The 17,531-nt window shown below is 64.5% G+C and carries 17 protein-coding genes; 8 read left to right on the top strand and 9 right to left on the bottom strand.

What is annotated here, in order from left to right; all coding sequences use genetic code 11:
- Positions 1 to 12: 12 nt before the first annotated feature.
- Entirely contained in the window at positions 13 to 336 is a 324-nt protein-coding gene (locus NY08_RS08555) for a hypothetical protein (RefSeq protein WP_045195842.1), read from the bottom strand.
- Positions 337 to 549: 213 nt separating this feature from the next.
- Between NY08_RS08555 and NY08_RS08550 the strand changes: the two genes are divergently transcribed.
- The 4 genes from NY08_RS08550 to NY08_RS08535 all read left to right on the top strand — a co-directional run bounded on the left by NY08_RS08550 (position 550) and on the right by NY08_RS08535 (position 4,729).
- Positions 550 to 1,554, top strand: coding sequence for a substrate-binding domain-containing protein (locus tag NY08_RS08550; protein ID WP_032397465.1), 1,005 nt, complete (start codon positions 550 to 552; stop codon positions 1,552 to 1,554).
- 29 nt (positions 1,555 to 1,583) lie between these two features.
- Entirely contained in the window at positions 1,584 to 2,642 is a 1,059-nt protein-coding gene (locus NY08_RS08545) for an ABC transporter permease (protein WP_045195840.1), read from the top strand.
- Between the two features lie 2 nt (positions 2,643 to 2,644).
- A complete protein-coding gene (locus NY08_RS08540) occupies positions 2,645 to 3,427 on the top strand; it encodes an ATP-binding cassette domain-containing protein (protein WP_045200022.1) in 783 nt (260 codons plus the stop codon).
- A gap of 96 nt (positions 3,428 to 3,523) precedes the next feature.
- Positions 3,524 to 4,729, top strand: a complete 1,206-nt coding sequence (locus tag NY08_RS08535) for an acyl-CoA dehydrogenase family protein (protein ID WP_045195839.1) — start codon at positions 3,524 to 3,526, stop codon at positions 4,727 to 4,729.
- Between the two features lie 62 nt (positions 4,730 to 4,791).
- Here the strand turns inward: NY08_RS08535 and NY08_RS08530 are convergent, their stop codons facing one another.
- From NY08_RS08530 to sdhC, 4 genes are read right to left on the bottom strand one after another with little or no spacing between them, the layout of a single operon-like run.
- Positions 4,792 to 5,574: a succinate dehydrogenase iron-sulfur subunit gene (locus NY08_RS08530; RefSeq protein ID WP_008718029.1), complete on the bottom strand. Its 783-nt coding sequence runs from the start codon at positions 5,572 to 5,574 to the stop codon at positions 4,792 to 4,794.
- Between the two features lies 1 nt (position 5,575).
- A complete protein-coding gene (gene sdhA / locus NY08_RS08525; RefSeq protein WP_032397463.1) occupies positions 5,576 to 7,327 on the bottom strand; it encodes a succinate dehydrogenase flavoprotein subunit in 1,752 nt (583 codons plus the stop codon).
- A gap of 16 nt (positions 7,328 to 7,343) precedes the next feature.
- The gene (locus NY08_RS08520; protein ID WP_045195836.1) at positions 7,344 to 7,796 is read right to left on the bottom strand and encodes a succinate dehydrogenase hydrophobic membrane anchor subunit; all 453 of its coding nucleotides are present in this window, start codon (positions 7,794 to 7,796) and stop codon (positions 7,344 to 7,346) included.
- On the bottom strand, positions 7,796 to 8,206 hold the full coding sequence (gene sdhC, locus NY08_RS08515) for a succinate dehydrogenase, cytochrome b556 subunit (RefSeq protein WP_082073728.1): 411 nt from the start codon (positions 8,204 to 8,206) through the stop codon (positions 7,796 to 7,798). Before sdhC ends, NY08_RS08520 begins: the two co-directional genes overlap by 1 nt.
- A gap of 265 nt (positions 8,207 to 8,471) precedes the next feature.
- Here sdhC and NY08_RS08510 point away from each other — a divergent pair, with 265 nt between their 5' ends.
- Positions 8,472 to 8,885, top strand: coding sequence for a cytidine deaminase (locus NY08_RS08510; protein ID WP_032398212.1), 414 nt, complete (start codon positions 8,472 to 8,474; stop codon positions 8,883 to 8,885).
- Positions 8,878 to 10,161, top strand: coding sequence for a thymidine phosphorylase (locus tag NY08_RS08505; protein WP_045195834.1), 1,284 nt, complete (start codon positions 8,878 to 8,880; stop codon positions 10,159 to 10,161). The genes NY08_RS08510 and NY08_RS08505 overlap by 8 nt, the downstream gene beginning before the upstream one ends.
- Before the next feature lie 9 nt (positions 10,162 to 10,170).
- On the opposite strand, the gene NY08_RS08500 is transcribed toward NY08_RS08505, so the two are convergent.
- Both NY08_RS08500 and NY08_RS08495 read right to left on the bottom strand, forming a co-directional pair.
- On the bottom strand, positions 10,171 to 11,538 hold the full coding sequence (locus NY08_RS08500; RefSeq protein ID WP_032397460.1) for an aspartate aminotransferase family protein: 1,368 nt from the start codon (positions 11,536 to 11,538) through the stop codon (positions 10,171 to 10,173).
- The gene (locus NY08_RS08495; protein WP_032397459.1) at positions 11,535 to 11,999 is read right to left on the bottom strand and encodes an Lrp/AsnC family transcriptional regulator; all 465 of its coding nucleotides are present in this window, start codon (positions 11,997 to 11,999) and stop codon (positions 11,535 to 11,537) included. The genes NY08_RS08500 and NY08_RS08495 overlap by 4 nt, the downstream gene beginning before the upstream one ends.
- A 143-nt stretch (positions 12,000 to 12,142) precedes the next feature.
- On the opposite strand from NY08_RS08495, the gene NY08_RS08490 reads away from it, so the two are divergent.
- Complete coding sequence (locus tag NY08_RS08490; protein WP_045195831.1) at positions 12,143 to 13,648, top strand: gamma-aminobutyraldehyde dehydrogenase; 1,506 nt, start codon at positions 12,143 to 12,145, stop codon at positions 13,646 to 13,648.
- Positions 13,645 to 15,066, top strand: a complete 1,422-nt coding sequence (locus NY08_RS08485) for an NAD(P)/FAD-dependent oxidoreductase (RefSeq protein WP_045195829.1) — start codon at positions 13,645 to 13,647, stop codon at positions 15,064 to 15,066. Before NY08_RS08490 ends, NY08_RS08485 begins: the two co-directional genes overlap by 4 nt.
- A gap of 75 nt (positions 15,067 to 15,141) precedes the next feature.
- On the opposite strand, the gene NY08_RS08480 is transcribed toward NY08_RS08485, so the two are convergent.
- Positions 15,142 to 15,996, bottom strand: a complete 855-nt coding sequence (locus NY08_RS08480; RefSeq protein WP_045195827.1) for a universal stress protein — start codon at positions 15,994 to 15,996, stop codon at positions 15,142 to 15,144.
- 20 nt (positions 15,997 to 16,016) lie between these two features.
- On the bottom strand, positions 16,017 to 17,519 hold the full coding sequence (locus NY08_RS08475; RefSeq protein ID WP_045195825.1) for an APC family permease: 1,503 nt from the start codon (positions 17,517 to 17,519) through the stop codon (positions 16,017 to 16,019).
- Positions 17,520 to 17,531 lie beyond the last annotated feature (12 nt).

Genomic DNA, 17,531 nt, shown 5'->3' with positions numbered 1-17,531 from the left:
CTCGCAGCAGGGTCAGTCGTCGTCGTCATCGTCATCCCAGTCGTCGTCGAAGTCATCGTCCCAGTCGGCAGGCGGCAGCGGCGGTGGGGGCACGAATCCGTCCGGTGCCACCGGCTGTGGCGCGGGGGTGGGGGCGATACTGGGCGCGGCGCCGCCCGGTCCCGGTGCAGGGGGAACGGACCCCGGAGTACCCGGGGCGGATTGCACGGGTGCGGCGGGTGCAACGATGGGTGCGGGCAACGGGCTCTGCTCGCCCGTCGATCGAGTCGTCAGCACTGCTGCGACGAGCACGGCGAGGGTGAGCAGTCCCAGGGCCGAGACGATGATGGTTCGCACACGGACGAGTCTGATGACGGCGGATTGTGGCCACGTGAATCGGAGATGAGAGTTCTCTCATGTCCGAGGTCCGGTGCTGCGCACGCCGGTTTCGTCGCCTGACGAATAATCGTCGAAGATGCGTGGCGGGTACCGATCGTTTCTTACAGTGATCAGGTCGGCGGGGTGGATTCGTCGGTCGTTCGAGAGCCGGTTGTTGGAAAGGGAAGTGCAATGAGGTTTCGGCAAAGGCGCGGGCCGATCGCGATCGGAGCGGTCTGTGCGGTCGCGGCTCTGACCGTCGCCGCCTGTTCGAGCACCGGCGGTGCTCCTCGCTCCTCCGACGACGGAAACAACGCGGGCGTGGCCGACACGCCGTCGGCAACGATCGCGATGATCACGCACGAGGTTCCCGGCGACACGTTCTGGGATCTGGTTCGCAAAGGTGCCGAGGCCGCCGCGGCCAAGGACAACATCGAACTACGCTACTCGGCAGATCCGGAGGCACCCAACCAGGCCAACCTCGTCCAGAGCGCGATCGATTCCCGGGTCGACGGCATCGCGGTCACCCTGGCCAAGCCCGACGCGATGGCACCCTCGGTCGAGACGGCAACCGCCGCAGGCATTCCGGTGGTCGCATTCAATTCCGGTTACGACTCCTGGAAGAACATGGGAGTGCAGCAGTACTTCGGTCAGGACGAGACCATCGCCGGACAGGCTGCAGGGGCTCGCCTCACCGAGGACGGTGCACGAAAGACCCTGTGCATCATTCAAGAGCAGGGTGCCGTGGCACTCGAGGCTCGCTGCGCCGGGGTCAGGCAGGGCTTCACCGGTGGCACCACCGAGATCCTGAACGTCAACAGCAAGGACATGCCGTCCGTCGAGTCGACCATCACGGCCAAGCTGCAGCAGGACCCGAGCATCGACCACGTCATCGCGCTGGCCGCTCCGATCGCTCTGACGGCCGTGCAGTCCAAGAACAATGCGGGCAGCGACGCCACGATCGTCACGTTCGACACCAATGCCGCACTCGTCGATGCGATCGAGTCGGGCGACGTGGCGTGGGCCATCGATCAGCAGCCGTACCTGCAGGGTTACCTGGCGATCGACTCGCTGTGGCTCTACCTCAACAACGGCAACACCATCGGTGGCGGTACCCCGGTGCTGACCGGTCCCGCGTTCATCGATACGACCAATATCGGCGCGGTCGCCGAGTACGCCCGAAACGGCACACGCTGAGTGCGTCGCCTCGGCGCGGAAGGAATCTCATGTCCACACAGGCCGATCCGGCTCTGTCCGAACACACCGTGACAGCGGACGAGCGGGTCAAGAAGCAGAAGCCGTTGCAGCGGTTGCTGATTCGCCCGGAGGTCGGGGCGCTGTTCGGCGCGGTCGCCATCTTCGTCTTCTTCTGCATCGTGGCACCGCCGTTTCGGTCGCCCGAGGCTCTGGCCACCGTGCTGTACGCGTCCTCGACCATCGGCGTCATGGCGATCGGTGTCTCGCTGTTGATGATCGGCGGTGAATTCGACCTCTCCACCGGGGTTGCGGTGACGTTCTCCTCGATCATGGCCTCCATGCTGGCCTACAACCTGCATCTGAACGTCTGGACCGGCTCGGCGCTGGCGCTGGTGCTGGCACTGGCGGTCGGGTTCTTCAACGGATACCTGGTGATGACGACCAGAATTCCGTCGTTCCTGATCACATTGGCGTCGTTCCTGATGCTCACCGGTATCAATCTCGCCGTCACCAAGCTCGTCACCGGCCAGGTCGCCACTCCGTCCATCTCGGACATGGAGGGATTCGACTCGGCCAGGGCAGTCTTTTCGTCCTCGTTCTCGCTGCTTGGGGTCTCGGTTCGCATCACCGTCGTCTGGTGGATCGTGTTCACCCTCGCCGCGACCTGGGTGCTGATGAAGACCCGTACCGGTAACTGGATCTTCGCTGTCGGCGGCAACCAGGAATCGGCCCGTGCGGTCGGTGTCCCGGTCACTCGGGTCAAGATCGGCTTGTTCATGTTCGTCGGCTTCTGCGCCTGGTTCGTCGGCATGCACCTGTTGTTCGCCTTCGACACCGTTCAGTCCGGTCAGGGCGTCGGCAACGAGTTCCTCTACATCATCGCCGCCGTGATCGGCGGATGCCTGCTCACCGGTGGATACGGCACGGCCGTCGGTGCGTTCATCGGAGCGTTCATCTTCGGCATGACCAACCAGGGCATCGTCTATGCAGGCTGGAACCCTGACTGGTTCAAGTTCTTCCTCGGCGCGATGCTGCTGTTCGCAGTGATCGCGAACAGCTCCTTCCGCAACTACGCGGCGAAAAGGTGACCATGACGTCCTCGGACAACACGCCCCTCATCGAACTGAAAGGCGTGGGCAAGAGCTACGGCAACATCATCGCGCTGCGCGGGATAGACCTCCGCGTCGGTGCCGGTGAGGTCACCTGCGTCCTCGGTGACAACGGCGCAGGCAAGTCCACTCTGATCAAGATCATGTCCGGGCTGCACAGGCAGTCGGAGGGGGAACTGCTCGTCGACGGCACCGCAACCACGTTCGGCTCGCCCAAGCAGGCAGTCGACCAGGGCATCGCCACGGTCTACCAGGACCTCGCCGTCGTCTCCCTGATGCCGGTGTGGCGCAACTTCTTTCTCGGTCAGGAGCTGCGCAGGGGCAAGGTCTTCAAGACCCTCGACACCAACGCGATGCGCGCGAGAACCATCGACGAACTCCGCAAGATGGGTATCGATCTGCCCGATGTCGATGCCCCCATCGGCTCACTGTCCGGTGGCCAACGTCAGTGCGTGGCCATCGCTCGGGCCATCTTCTTCGGTGCCCGAGTACTCATTCTCGACGAGCCGACCGCCGCTCTCGGCGTCAAACAGTCCGGCATGGTTCTCCGGTACATCTCGGCGGCCAGGGAGAAAGGCTTCGGCGTCGTGTTCATCACTCACAATCCGCATCACGCGTACATGGTCGGAGATCACTTCGTCCTCCTCGATCGTGGACGTCAGACGTTGGACTGTGCGCACGAGGACATCTCGCTCGACGACCTCACCACAGAGATGGCGGGCGGCGACGAACTGGCCACCCTCTCCGACGAACTACGTCGCTGACATCTCGGGTCGGCGGTTGCATGCGTGAGAATCGGGCGCGGCGGGTAGAAGTTCGGTAGCGGTGCCCGACGGAGGCACCAGACGAAGGAGCCGAACATGAGCGAGCACGAGCCCCTCGGACCACTGTCGCCGGACTTTCTCGAATCCGATTTCTACGGGTACCAGAGCATGCTCGACGACACCGAGACCGAGGTGGTCCTGCGTACCCGCCGGTTCCTGCAGGACGAGGTCGCGCCGCGGGCGAACGAATTCTGGGAGAAGGCCACCTCTCCGGTGCACCTGATGCCGAAGATCGCCGAACTCGAGATCGCCGGTCTCGGCTACGCGTTCGATGATCGCAAGGCCTCACGCAAGCTGCTCACCGGCTGGCTCGAAATGGAGTTCGCCCGGGTCGATCCGTCCACGGGAACGATGTTCAGCGTGCACAGTTCGCTGGCGATGAGCAGTATCTCGATTCTCGGGTCCGAGGAGCAGCGCGAACGATGGTTGCCCGCCATGCGCCGAATGGAGAAGATCGGCGCGTTCGGATTGTCCGAACCGCACGGTGGCTCCGACGTCGCAGGCGGACTCGAGACCACAGCTCGCCTCGACGGTGATCACTGGATCCTCAACGGCAGCAAGCGCTGGATCGGAAACGCCACCTTCGCAGACCTGACCATCGTGTTCGCCAAGGACGAGGCCGACGGAGAGGTCAAGGGTTTCGTCGTCGAGCGAGACTTCGAGGGGTTCCGGGCGGAGAAGATCGAGGGCAAGTATTCGCTCCGCGCCGTCGAGAACGCCGACATCCATCTGGAGAACTGCCGAGTCCCGGTCGCCAACAAACTGGCCGACGCCAACTCGTTCGCCGACACCGCGAAGGTGCTCCGTCTGACTCGCGGAGGAGTGGCGTTCCAGGCGGTGGGCGTGATGATGGGTGCGTACGAGCGGGCGGTGGCATACGCGCGCGAACGCGAACAGTTCGGCTCTCCGATCGCGTCGTTCCAGCTGATCTCCGACCTGATCGCCCGCATGACGGCGAACATCACCGCCTCGCTCGGCATGGCGATCCGTGTCTCTCAGTTGCAGGGCAACGGCGTGCACGACGACGAACATGCGGCGCTGGCCAAGACGTTCTGTACGACGCGGCTGCGCGAGGTCGTCGCCTGGGCCCGAGAGATTCTGGGCGGCAACGGAATTCTCATCGAGCACGACGTCATCAGATTCTTCGCCGACGCCGAGGCCCTGTACTCCTACGAGGGAACCGCGCAGATCAACAACCTGATCGTCGGCCGCGGAGTAACGGGCTTCGGCGCGTTCGTCTGACCGACGAACGCCGAACGCCCCTTCGCGTGTGCGAAGGGGCGCTCGGCGTCGGTGCGAGACGGTCAGCGTGCGAAGAGCAACGCGCGCTTGACTTCCTGGATGGCCTTGGTCACCTGAATGCCGCGAGGGCACGCGTCGGTGCAGTTGAAGGTGGTGCGGCAGCGCCACACACCCTCGACGTCGTTGAGGATGTCCAGTCGCTCGGTTGCACCCTCGTCACGGCTGTCGAAGATGAACCGGTGCGCGTTGACGATGGCGGCCGGACCGAAGTAGCTGCCATCGCTCCAGAACACGGGGCACGAGGTGGTGCAGCACGCGCACAGGATGCACTTGGTGGTGTCGTCGAACCGGGCGCGGTCCGCTGCGGACTGGATCCGCTCACGGGTCGGCTCGTTACCGGTCGTCATCAGGAACGGCTTCACGGCGCGGAAGGCGTCGAAGAAGGGTTCCATGTCGACGATGAGGTCCTTCTCCACCGGCAGACCCTTGATGGGCTCGATGGTGATGTTCAGCGTCTTCGACGAGTCCTTGGGGAGCATGTCGCGCATGAGCACCTTGCAGGCGAGACGGTTGACACCGTTGATACGCATCGCGTCGCTGCCGCAGACTCCGTGTGCGCACGAGCGACGGAACGTGAGCGTGCCGTCCAGGTAGCCCTTCACGTACAGCAGCAGGTTGAGCAGACGGTCGGTGGCCAGGGTGGGGACCTGGAAGGTGTCCCAGCGCTGACCGTCACCGCTCTCGGGATTGAAGCGCGCGATCTTGAGGTTGACCATCACCGCGCCCTCGGGGACGGGCGGCAGATCGGACTCGTTGGACTTCTTGTCCAGGGTGGGTGCGCTCATATCAGTACTTCCGCTCCATCGGCTCGTAGCGGGTTTGGATTACCGGCTTGTAATCCAAGCGGATCTCGGTGAGCAGACCTTCGCCCTCTTTGTAGGCCATGGTGTGCTTCATGTACTCGGCGTCGTTGCGCTCGGGGTAGTCCTCGCGAGCGTGTCCGCCGCGCGATTCCTTGCGGTTGAGTGCGCCGACGACCGTGACCTCCGCCATTTCGAGCAGGAAGCCGAGTTCGATGGCCTCGAGCAGGTCGCTGTTGTAGCGCTTGCCCTTGTCCTCGACGGTGATCTTGTTGTACCTCTCCTTGAGGGCGCGGACATCCTTGAGCGCCGTCTCGAGACGCTCTTCCGTACGGAACACCGATGCGTTGTTGTCCATCGACTGCTGCATCTCGGTACGGATGTCGGCTGCGCGCTCGTGGCCGTGATCGGAGAGGATCAGCTCCAGCCAGTCCTGCACCATCTTCGCCGGCTCCTCGGGGAGCGGGGTGAAGTCCACCGAGTTCGCGTACTCGGCGGCGGCGATGCCGGCACGACGCCCGAAGACGTTGATGTCGAGCAACGAGTTGGTGCCGAGACGGTTGGCTCCGTGCACGGAGACGCAGGCGCACTCGCCGGCCGCGTAGAGACCGGGAACGATGTCCTCGTTGTTGCGCAGAACCTCGCCGCGGATCTTGGTGGGGATGCCACCCATGACGTAGTGGCACGTCGGGTAGACGGGCACCGGCTCCTTGACGGGGTCGACGCCGAGGTACGTGCGGGAGAACTCCATGATGTCCGGGAGCTTCTCGTCGAGAACTTCCTCCGGGATGTGCGTGACGTCGATGTAAACGTAATCCTTGTTCGGGCCGCCGCCGCGTCCTTCGAGCACCTCGAGCACCATCGAGCGCGCGACGATGTCGCGGGGCGCGAGGTCCTTGATGGTCGGTGCGTAGCGCTCCATGAAGCGTTCGCCCGACTCGTTTCGCAGGATGCCGCCCTCGCCTCGCACGGCCTCGGAGATGAGGATGCCCAGGCCTGCGAGACCTGTCGGGTGGAACTGGTGGAATTCCATGTCCTCCAAGGGAAGACCCTTGCGGAACACGATGCTCATGCCGTCACCGGTGAGGGTGTGGGCATTGGAGGTGGTCTTGTAGATTCGGCCCGAGCCGCCGGTGGCGAAGATGATCGACTTCGCGTGGAAAATGTGCAGCTCACCGGTGGACAGCTCGTAGGCGATGATGCCGGTTGCGACGGGACCGTCGTCGGTCTCGGTCAGACACAGATCCAGTGCGTAGAACTCGTTGTAGAACTCGACGTCGTGCTTGACGCAGTTCTGGTAGAGCGTCTGCAGAATCATGTGGCCGGTGCGGTCGGCTGCGTAGCACGCACGACGGACCGGAGCCTTGCCGTGGTCACGGGTGTGACCACCGAAGCGTCGCTGATCGATCTTGCCCTCGGGCGTCCGGTTGAACGGAAGACCCATCTTCTCGAGGTCGAGAACTGCGTCGATGGCTTCCTTGGCCATGATCTCCACCGCGTCCTGGTCGGCGAGGTAGTCGCCGCCCTTGACGGTGTCGAACGTGTGCCACTCCCAGTTGTCTTCCTCGACATTGGCCAGTGCGGCACACATGCCACCCTGAGCTGCGCCGGTGTGCGAGCGCGTGGGGTAGAGCTTGGTCAGTACGGCTGTCCGAGCACGGGGTCCGGCCTCGATCGCAGCACGCATACCGGCACCGCCTGCGCCGACGATCAGTACGTCGTAACGATGTTCCTGCATGTAAGCGTCAGTGTCCTTAGCTCGCCGTGATGTTGGGATCGAACGTGAAGATGACGTAGGTGCCGACGCCCATGATGAGGATCATCGACAGCACCAGCAGCGTGGTCAGCCAGAAACGCGTCGAGTCCTTGCGGGAGTAGTCCGCGATGATCGTGCGGAGGCCGTTGCCGCCGTGCAGCTGCGCCAGCCACAGCATCGTCAGGTCCCAGAACTGCCAGAACGGGCTGGCCCAGCGACCGGCGACGAATGCGAAGTTGATGCGGTGCACACCGTCGTCGAGCATGAGCATGATGAACATGTGGCCCAGGACGAGCACAACGAGTGCCAGACCGGAGAAGCGCATGAACAGCCATGCGTAGAGCTCGAAGTTGCCGTTGCTCTGGCGTCGCGGCGAACGCGGGTTGGCCAAGCTGGCCGGACGGTCGTAGTTCGTGCCGAGGACCTTCGCCTCGGGACCCTGCGTCGACATCAGTGACCACCCGCCGTGAACATGTTGTAGAAGATTCGTCCCGCGCCGGGGATCATGACGACGAGCCAGACCACTGCGATCGCCCACAGCATCGGCTTCTGGTACTGCGGTCCCTTGGACCAGAAGTCGATCAACATCACGCGGATGCCGTTCAACGCGTGGTACAGCACAGCCGCGACGAGGCCGATCTCCATCAGGCCGACGAGCGGGGTCTTGTAGGTCTCGATGATGGCGTCGTACGTCTCGGGGTTGACCCGAACCATCGCCGTGTCGAGGACGTGGACGAACAAGAAGAAGAACGTCAACACGCCAGTGATGCGGTGCAGAACCCAGGACCACATGCCCGGATCCCCGCGGTACAGAGACCGCTTGCGCTCCTTGACCGGAGCGACTTCCGTCGTGCTACTCATCGAGTGCAATGCCTCCAACGTCGTTGGTGGACGCATCGAGCCCCGGTGGCCGGTCTTGCCTGGCTCGATTTGTCGCGATTCGGCCTTAGTGCTGGTTGTACTAGCCGCTTACTCGAAACTGTAAACCCATTCGAAACACGGAACTAATTCGACTCGAGGTTCGTACGCTGCCGAAATCCGGTGTTAGGTTTGCCTTCCCAATTGCCGCAGGCACTTTCGGCCGGATCTCTGCATCAATTCAGACACCGTGATTGGATGGTTCACCATGAACGAAATCGACTGGAAGACGTTGCGCGACAATGCTCATGAGGCAATGAGCCGTGCCTACGCCCCGTACTCGAACTTTCCGGTCGGAGCCGCAGCTCTGGTGGACGACAATCGGATAGTCACCGGGTGCAATGTGGAAAATGTCTCATACGGTTTGGGGCTGTGTGCGGAGTGCGGGTTGGTCTCGAACCTGCACACGACCGGCGGCGGCAGACTCGTGGCCTTTTCGTGCTGCGATTCCCGACGTGAAATTCTGATGCCGTGCGGGCGATGCCGACAGCTGCTGTACGAGTTCGGCGGCCCGGATCTGCTCGTCGACACCGTCTCGGGACCGGCTCGACTGGCAGAGTTGCTCCCGAATGCTTTCGGCCCCGACAACCTCGACGAAGGACGCGTGAACAACCATGCCTGACGCCGTATCGATCATCAGCGCCAAACGCGACGGGCGGGTTCTCGACGACGAACAGATCGAATGGGTGATCGCGGAGTTCACCCGCGGATCCGTCGCGCCGGAACAGATGTCGGCTCTCGCGATGGCCGTTCTGTTGCGCGGACTGTCGCGTCGCGAGCTCGGTACGTGGACGAACGCGATGATCGCGTCGGGCACACGAATGGACTTCTCGACGCTGCCGCTGCCCACAGTCGACAAACATTCGACCGGTGGTGTCGGAGACAAGATCACGCTGCCGCTGGCTCCGCTGGTCGCCGCCTGCGGGGCCGCTGTGCCGCAGCTGTCCGGTCGAGGACTGGGCCATACCGGCGGAACGCTCGACAAGCTCGAGTCGATCCCCGGGTGGCGGGCGGATCTGAGCGGTGACGAGATGCATCGCATCCTCGCCGATCCGGCGATCGGTGCTGTCGTGTGCGCTGCCGGTGCCGATCTGGCCCCCGCCGACAAGAAGCTCTACGCCCTACGAGACGTGACGGGAACGGTCGAATCCATCCCGTTGATCGCCAGTTCGATCATGAGCAAGAAGATCGCCGAGGGCACCGGGGCGCTCGTGTTGGACGTCAAGGTGGGTGCAGGCGCGTTCATGAAGAACGTCGACGACGCACGCGAACTCGCGACCGCGATGGTCGAGCTCGGAACCGACGCGGGCGTACGAACTCTGGCGGTGCTGACCGCGATGGACACCCCGCTCGGGCTCACCGCGGGCAACGCGCTGGAGGTCGAGGAATCGGTGGAGGTACTCGCCGGAGGTGGGCCGGCCGACATCGTCGAGCTGACGATCACGCTGGCCCGCACGATGCTCGCCGCGGCCGGGATCGAGGGCATCGACCCCGCCGACAAACTCGCCGACGGTTCGGCCATGGATCGGTGGCGGACGATGATCGCCGCGCAGGGCGGCGATCCCGATGCCGCACTACCCGTCGCCCGCGAGAGTCAGGACTTCACCGCCGCCACCGACGGTGTCGTCACCGGATTGGACGCGATGGGCGTCGGACTGGCGGCGTGGCGGCTGGGCGCGGGCCGCGAGCGACAGGGTGAGCCGGTGCAGGCCGCCGCCGGTGTCAGATTGCACGCCAAGCCCGGCGATCGGGTGCGTGCAGGAGATCGGCTGGCGACGCTGTACACCGATACTCCCGAGCGCTTCGAGTATGCGCAGCAGGCACTCGAATCCAGCTGGGAGATAGGGGCCACGGCCCCGCAGCCGAGGCCCCTCGTGATCGACCGCATCGGCCGGTAGCAGCCTCCGTCAGATCAGGTTCCCTGCCTCGGTCAGAACGCTGCGCAGGATCTGCTCCATCTCGTCGAACTCCTTCTGACCGCAGATCAGTGGCGGCGCCAGCTGCACCACCGGGTCGCCGCGGTCGTCGGCGCGGCAGTACAGGCCTGCGTCGAACAAGGCCGTCGACAGGAAGCCGCGAAGGATGCGTTCGGCTTCGGCGTCGCTGAACGTCTCCTTCGTGGTCTTGTCCTTGACCAACTCGATGCCGTAGAAGAATCCCTCGCCGCGCACGTCTCCGACGATCGGCAGGTCGTGCAGTTTCTCGAGCGTCGCACGGAACGCCGGTGCACTGTCCGCGACGTGCGCGTTGATGCCCTCGCGCTCGAAGATGTCGAGATTGGCCATGGCCACGGCGGCGGAGACGGGGTGGCCGCCGAAGGTGTACCCGTGCGCGAAGCTCGATTTGCCGTCGTCGAACGGCTCGAAGAGCTTGTCGGAGGCGATCATTGCGCCGATGGGTGAGTAGCCCGAGGTCATACCCTTCGCGCAGGTGATGATGTCCGGCACGTAGCCGAAGTCGCTGCAGGCGAACATCGACCCGATCCGGCCGAAAGCGCAGATGACTTCGTCGGAGACGAGCAGAACGTCGTACCGGTCGCAGATCTCACGGACCCGCTCGAAGTATCCGGGCGGGGGAGGGAAGCAGCCGCCGGCGTTCTGAACCGGCTCGAGGAACACCGCGGCAACCGTGTCCGGGCCCTCGAATTCGATGGCCTCGGCGATCCGGTCCGCTGCCCAGATTCCGAACGCCTTGGGATCGGTGTCCAGGGGAGCGGGGGCGCGGTAGATGTTGGTGTTGGGCACTCGGAACGCGCCCGGTGTCAGCGGCTCGAACGGTTCCTTGAGCGCAGGGATCCCGGTGATGGCCAGCGCGCCCTGCGGGGTGCCGTGGTACGCGATGGACCGCGAGATCACCTTGTGCTTACCGGGCTTGCCGACCTTCTTGAAGTACTGCTTGGCGAGCTTCCATGCGCTCTCGACGGCCTCGCCGCCGCCGGTGGTGAAGAAGACGCGATTCAGATCGCCGGGGGCGTACCCGGCGAGCCGCTCGGCGAGCTCGATCGCAGGTTCGGTCACGTACGACCACAGGGGGAAGAAGGCCAACTCCTTGGCCTGCTTCGCGGCAGCCTCGGCCAGTTCCTCTCGGCCGTGCCCCACCTGCACCACGAACAGCCCCGAAAGACCGTCGATGTAGCTCTTGCCGTTCGAGTCCCAGATGGTCGACCCTTCGCCGCGGGTGATGATCGGGGGAGTGACCCCTGCGCCGTGGCGGGTGAAGTGGCCCCACAGATGCTTGGCTGCGGAGGCGTCGAGCTCGGATGTCGTTCGCGTCATCGTGTTCCCCAATTGTATTGCTGCTTGACGAGTTTGAGATAGACCAGCGTTTCGGTGCTGGTGACACCGTCCAGACTGCGGATCTGTTTGTTCAGGATCTGCAGGAGTTGTTCGTCGTCCTCGCACACCACTTCCACGACGACGTCGAACGACCCTGCGGTGAGGACGACGTAGTCGATCGCGTCGATCGCCGACAGTTCCTCGGACAGTGCGTAACTGTCGCCGGTGCACCTGATGCCGATCATGGCCTGGCGCTTGAATCCGACCTGTACCGGATCGGTCACCGCGACGATCTGCATGACACCGGAGTCCGTCAGGCGCTGAACTCGTTGGCGGACAGCCGCTTCCGAGAGTCCGACGGCTTTGCCGATGGCAGCGTACGAGCGACGCCCGTCCTCCTGGAGTTGCTCGATGATCGCCTTGGAGACGTCGTCGAGTGCGATGGGTGGTTGCTCGGGCATGGATCGATCTTGTCACTGTGGTGGCCGTGAACACAACCCGTCGACGATGAAAAGCGTGTTATTTCTCGATCGATACGACAGAATCCGTTGTCGAAAGGCCGGAAACGGAGAGAATCCGTGGATCTGACGGTACTGTCGCAGGCATGGCGAACATTCCTGGTTGTTGGATCGGTGGACGCTCGGCGGACGGTCGCGGTGATCGGTACGAGATCGACGATCCCGCGACCGGAGCAGTCGTCGCCGAGGTGGGTCTGGCCACCGCCTCCGACGTCGATTCGGCTCTCGCGCATGCCCGATCGGCCTTTCCCGCATGGTCCACCGCCACCCCCGCGCACCGCAGTGCCGTGTTGACGGAACTGGCGCGGCTCGTGGCCGCCGACGCGGAGAACTTCGTGTCCGAGGAAGTGGCGCAGACCGGCAAATCGTCAAGACTGGCAAGGGAATTCGACGTTCCGGGCACCGTCGACAACATCGAGTTCTTCGCCGGAGCGGCGCGGCACCTGGACGGCAAGGCCGCTGCGGAGTACTCGGGTGAGCACACCTCCGCCATCCGTCGCGATGCCGTCGGAGTGGTCGGTTCGATCACGCCGTGGAACTATCCGCTGCAGATGGCGGTGTGGAAAGCGATGCCTGCGTTGGCGGCCGGATGCTCCATCGTGCTCAAACCCAGTGAACTCACCCCGCTGACCACGTTGCGGCTGGCGCGCCTGGCCACCGCAGCAGGCGTTCCAGACGGGGTGTTCAACGTGGTCACCGGAACCGGTCTCGACGCAGGCGTCGCACTGTCATCCCACGCGGGTCTGGACCTGATGACGTTCACCGGCTCCACTCCCGTCGGCAGGCGCGTGATGGCGCAGGCCGCCGCGCACGGCACCCGCGTGCAGCTCGAGCTCGGCGGCAAGGCACCGCTGGTGGTGTTCGAAGACGCAGATCTCGACGCAGCCATCCACGGAGCCGTCGCGGGATCGTTGATCAACGGCGGCCAGGACTGCACGGCAGCCACCCGCGCCATCGTCGCCGAATCCCTGTACGACGACTTCGTCGCCGGAGTCGCCGAGTTGATGGGACGCGTCGTGATGGGAGACCCGACCGATCCGGCGACCGACATGGGATCGTTGATCTCCCTCGCGCACCGCGATCGTGTTGCCGCCATGGTGGATCGGGCTCGCGCCACCGGAGCCAGGATCGTCACCGGAGGCCGTGTCCCGGAGGGCCCGGGTGCGTTCTACCCGCCGACCCTGATCGCCGATGTCGGCGAGCAGGACGAGATCTATCGCGACGAGGTGTTCGGCCCGGTGCTCACGGTGACGAAGCATCACGGAGACGACGATGCGATCCGACGCGCCAACGACACCGAGTTCGGACTGGCCGCCTCCGCCTGGACCAGGGACGTGTACCGCGCGGGCCGAGCGACGCGGGAGATCGCCGCCGGCTGTGTGTGGATCAACGACCACATCCCGATCATCAGCGAGATGCCACACGGCGGGTTCGGGGCCTCGGGGTTCGGGAAGGACATGTCGAGCTACTCTCTCGACGAGTATCTGACCGTCAAGCACGTCATGACCGATATCACCGGTGTGGCTCGAAAGTCCTGGCACCGAACGGTGTTCGCTTCGGCCCATCCCGAGGCACAGGGGGATGCCCGATGAGCGCGTCATGGGCAACCGCCCCCACCGACCGCGGCGTGGCGATGGTGGCGGCCGCAGCACCGGAGTCCTACTGGCTCGACCGTCCCGAACGCCCGGCACCACGGCCACGGCATACGGGTTCGGCAGCCGCGGATCTGGTGATCGTCGGCGGCGGGTTCACCGGATTGTGGGCGGCTCTGCAGGCGGCGGAGGAGAATCCGAACCGGTCGATCGTCCTGCTCGAAGGTGATCGAATCGCCGAGGGCGCAACCGGACGCAACGGCGGCTTCTGCGCGGCCAGCCTGACGCACGGACTGAGCAACGGACTCGACCGCTACGCCGACGAACTACCCGAGCTGCTGCGCATGGGCACCGAGACGCTCGATGCGATCTGCGCGACTGCCGAGAAGTACGGAATCGACGCCGACATCGAACGCACCGGCGAGCTCGACATCGCCAATTTCGACTGGCAGGTGGACGACCTGCGGGAGCTCGGCGACGAGGGGAGACGACTGTCGCAGCCGATGGAATACCTCGATGCCGCGGCAGTGCGGTCCAGAATCGCCTCACCCATGGCGCGCGGCGCACTGTTCGACCCCGACGTCGCGATGATAGATCCCGCCAAACTCGCGTGGGGCCTGGCCGACGCGGCCGAGTCGCTCGGCGTTCGGATTCACGAGAACACCAGGGCTCTGTCGATCGGCAAGTCCGGCAACGGTATTCGAGTGAAGACGGGATACGGCACCATCGAGGCCGCCAAGGTTCTGCTCGCCACCTCGGCATCGAAGTCGTTGCGACGCAAGCTCCGTCACTGGATCGTCCCGGTGTGGGATTACGTGATCATGACCGAACCGCTGACGTCGGCGCAGCTCGCCGACATCGGCTGGTCCGGTCGCGAAGGCTTGGCCGACTGCGGCAACAGATTCCATTACTTCCGGTTGACGGCGGACGATCGCATCCTGTTCGGCGGGTGGGACGCGCACTACTTCTACGGTAGCGACACCGACCCACGCCGAACCCAACATCCCGAAGAGTTCGCATTGCTCGCCGAACACCTGCTGCAGATGTTCCCCGGCCTCGAAGGAATCCGTGCCACCCATGCCTGGGGCGGGTCGATCGACACGTGCTCGCGGTTCAGCGCCTTCTGGGACCTCGGACTGAACGGACGGGTGGCCTCGGTGGCCGGATTCACCGGCCTCGGCGTCGGCGCGTCGCACTTCGGGGCCCGCACCGCCCTCGATCTGCTGGACGGCAAGGACACCGAACGAACACGACTGAAGATGGTGCGCAGCAAGCCTCTGCCGTTCCCACCCGAGCCCATCAGATCCATCGGCATCAACGTCACCCGCGCCGAGTTCGCCCGAGCCGACCGCAACGGCGGCAAGCGCGGCCTGTGGCTCAAGGGAATGGACGCGCTGGGTCTGGGCTTCGACAGCTGACAGAGCGGCTTCGCCGCACGTGCACGGAAACTCGACCTCTGCTACGAATTTCCGCTCACATGCGGCGCAGCCGCTCTAGTCGTGCGGGACGACGACCACCGGCACCGGGGCGGCCCGCAGAATCTTCGCTGCGCTCGAACCGAGGAACACCCGCTTGGGAGTCGCCAGTCGACTCGAGCCGAGGAACAGCACATCGCCCGGCTTCCAGTCGAGGTTGCCCATCGCCTCGTCCAGCGTCGACCCGTCGGCGACGACGGACTGCAGGCCGTCGATATCGGGGAGGGCGCGAACCGCCCGGTCGAGATTGTCCTGCGCGGCGGCAACCTGTCGTCGACGGGTGTCCAGTGACGTCTCGTCGCTCGGAGCCCCGGTCGGTTCGAGCGAGACCAGCGACACCAAGCGCACCGGCACGTGCGCCGCGCTGGCAAGGGTGATGGCGAAGGGCAGCGGATTCGGGGCAGAGGCCCGAGTGGGGACGGCGACGGTCAGGTCGGTGATCGGAGCGCTGGAGAGCCGGTAACCCCGAGGGGCAAGGGCCAGCGGTACCTCCGACGCATGCAGCAGTTGACTGGCGACCGACCCGATCGAGTGCCGGTTCAACAGACCGTCACCGGCACCACCGACGACGATCATGTCGGCATCGGTGTTCACCGCGAAGTCGATCAGGGCACGGGCGAACGACTCGTGGGTGAGCACGTGCGTGGTCACCTCGATGCCCGACGGCACCTGGGCGGCCGCGTCGTCCACCCAGCCTCGCGCCTTGGCCTCGAGAACCTTTCGGTACGGTCCGCTGCCCTCCATGACGGGTTCGTCCACGGCCATGACCAGCACGATGTCGATGGAGGCATCGAGGGCACGGGCGAGGGCGGTGGCCAGGGCTACGCCGTCGTCTCCGCTGGGGGTGGCGAGGTAGCCGACGGTGATCTTCATGAGCTCGGTGTCCTTCTCTGCTAGTAAGTGTCCGGAACCTTGACTTCGGTGGACGCGGTGAGTGTCTTGCCCTGGAAGAAGTCCTTGTTGCCCACGAAGCACAAAAGCATGAGCGGAATTCCGAGTACCAGCATGCCGACGCCGAGAACGAACACTCCGCCGATCGGACCGTAGACGGTGTAACCGTAGTCGGGCTTGATCATGTCGACCGCGCTCTGGACGAACGCCCATGTCATCGACAATCCACCGAGAAGTGGAAAGATGCCGCGCATGAACAGGTTTCGGACGGACGAGAACAGGGTCCGACGGAAATACCAGGTGCACGCGTACGCGGTGATGCCGTAGTAGAACGCGACGGCCAGTCCCAGCGACGCCACCGAATCCTGCAGTGCGTTGGCGCTGACGAAGGTCAGCACCAGGTAGAACATCAGGGCCGCGGCCCCCATCACGAGCGTGCCGAAGCCGGGCGTCATGTACTTGGGGTGCACGCTGGCGAACCGCTTGGGAATCGCCTCGTACACGGCCATCGACAGTGTTCCGCGGGCCGTGGGCAGGATGGTCGTCTGCGTCGAGGACAGTGCCGAGATGGAGACCGTCAACAGCAGCAACGACGCCACGATCGAGCCGGCGACCGGATCGCCGAGAATGGTGAGCACATCGTCGACGTTGTCCGGATTGTTCAGGCCGATTCCGGTGTCGCCGAACCCGGCGAACGACTGCACGGCGTATCCGACCAGCACGTACGTCGCGACGAGAATCAGTGTGGTGATCACTGCGGCCCGGCCCGGGGTCTTCTCCGAATCCTTGGTTTCCTCGCCGACGGCCAGGCACGCATCCCATCCCCAGTAGATGAAGATGCACAGAATGATGGCCTGGGCCGCGTCGGACATCGTCACCCCGGTGGGGACCAACCAACTCCACTCAGGGGTGATGGCCTGTGGTCCCGCGGTGCCCGTGCCCACCTTGACCAATGCCGTCACCGACACTCCGATGAGCACACCGAACTGCACGACGAGCAGCACGTTCTGCATCCGTTCGCTGATGAGGATGCCGCGAAAACTGACGTAGGTCATCGAGACGATGAAGAACGAACCGAGGGTGACCTTGGCCGCGGTCGACTCCGCCAGGTCCGACAGGCCGAGGAACTCGAACAGGTAGATGGCGGCGATCTCGGCAACGTTGGCGAGCACGATGATCGCCGAGACCGCCAGCCCCCATCCCGCCATCCAGCCCACCCACGGGCCGAACGCCTTGGTACCCCAGGTGAACGACGTTCCGCAGTCCGGGGTGTCGCGTCCCAGCTCTCGGTAGGCGAAGGCCGTGAGCAGCATCGGGACGAACGCGATGAGGAACATGGACGGCGCTTTGTCGCCGACGGCCAGAACGACGTAGCCGAGGGTGGCGGCGAGACTGTATGCCGGAGCCACTGCCGACAGCCCGATGACGATGTTGCCGACCAACCCGAGAGCGCCGGTGTTGAGTCCTTTACCCGGAAGGGTGTTCGGCGGTTCCACAGTGGACATAGGTCTCTCCGA

It is taken from the genome of Rhodococcus sp. B7740 (genome assembly GCF_000954115.1).
In the GTDB taxonomy this organism is placed as follows: domain Bacteria; phylum Actinomycetota; class Actinomycetes; order Mycobacteriales; family Mycobacteriaceae; genus Rhodococcoides.
The sequence above is the reverse complement of the archived record's forward strand: the minus strand, read 5'-3'. Positions and strand labels throughout refer to the sequence as shown.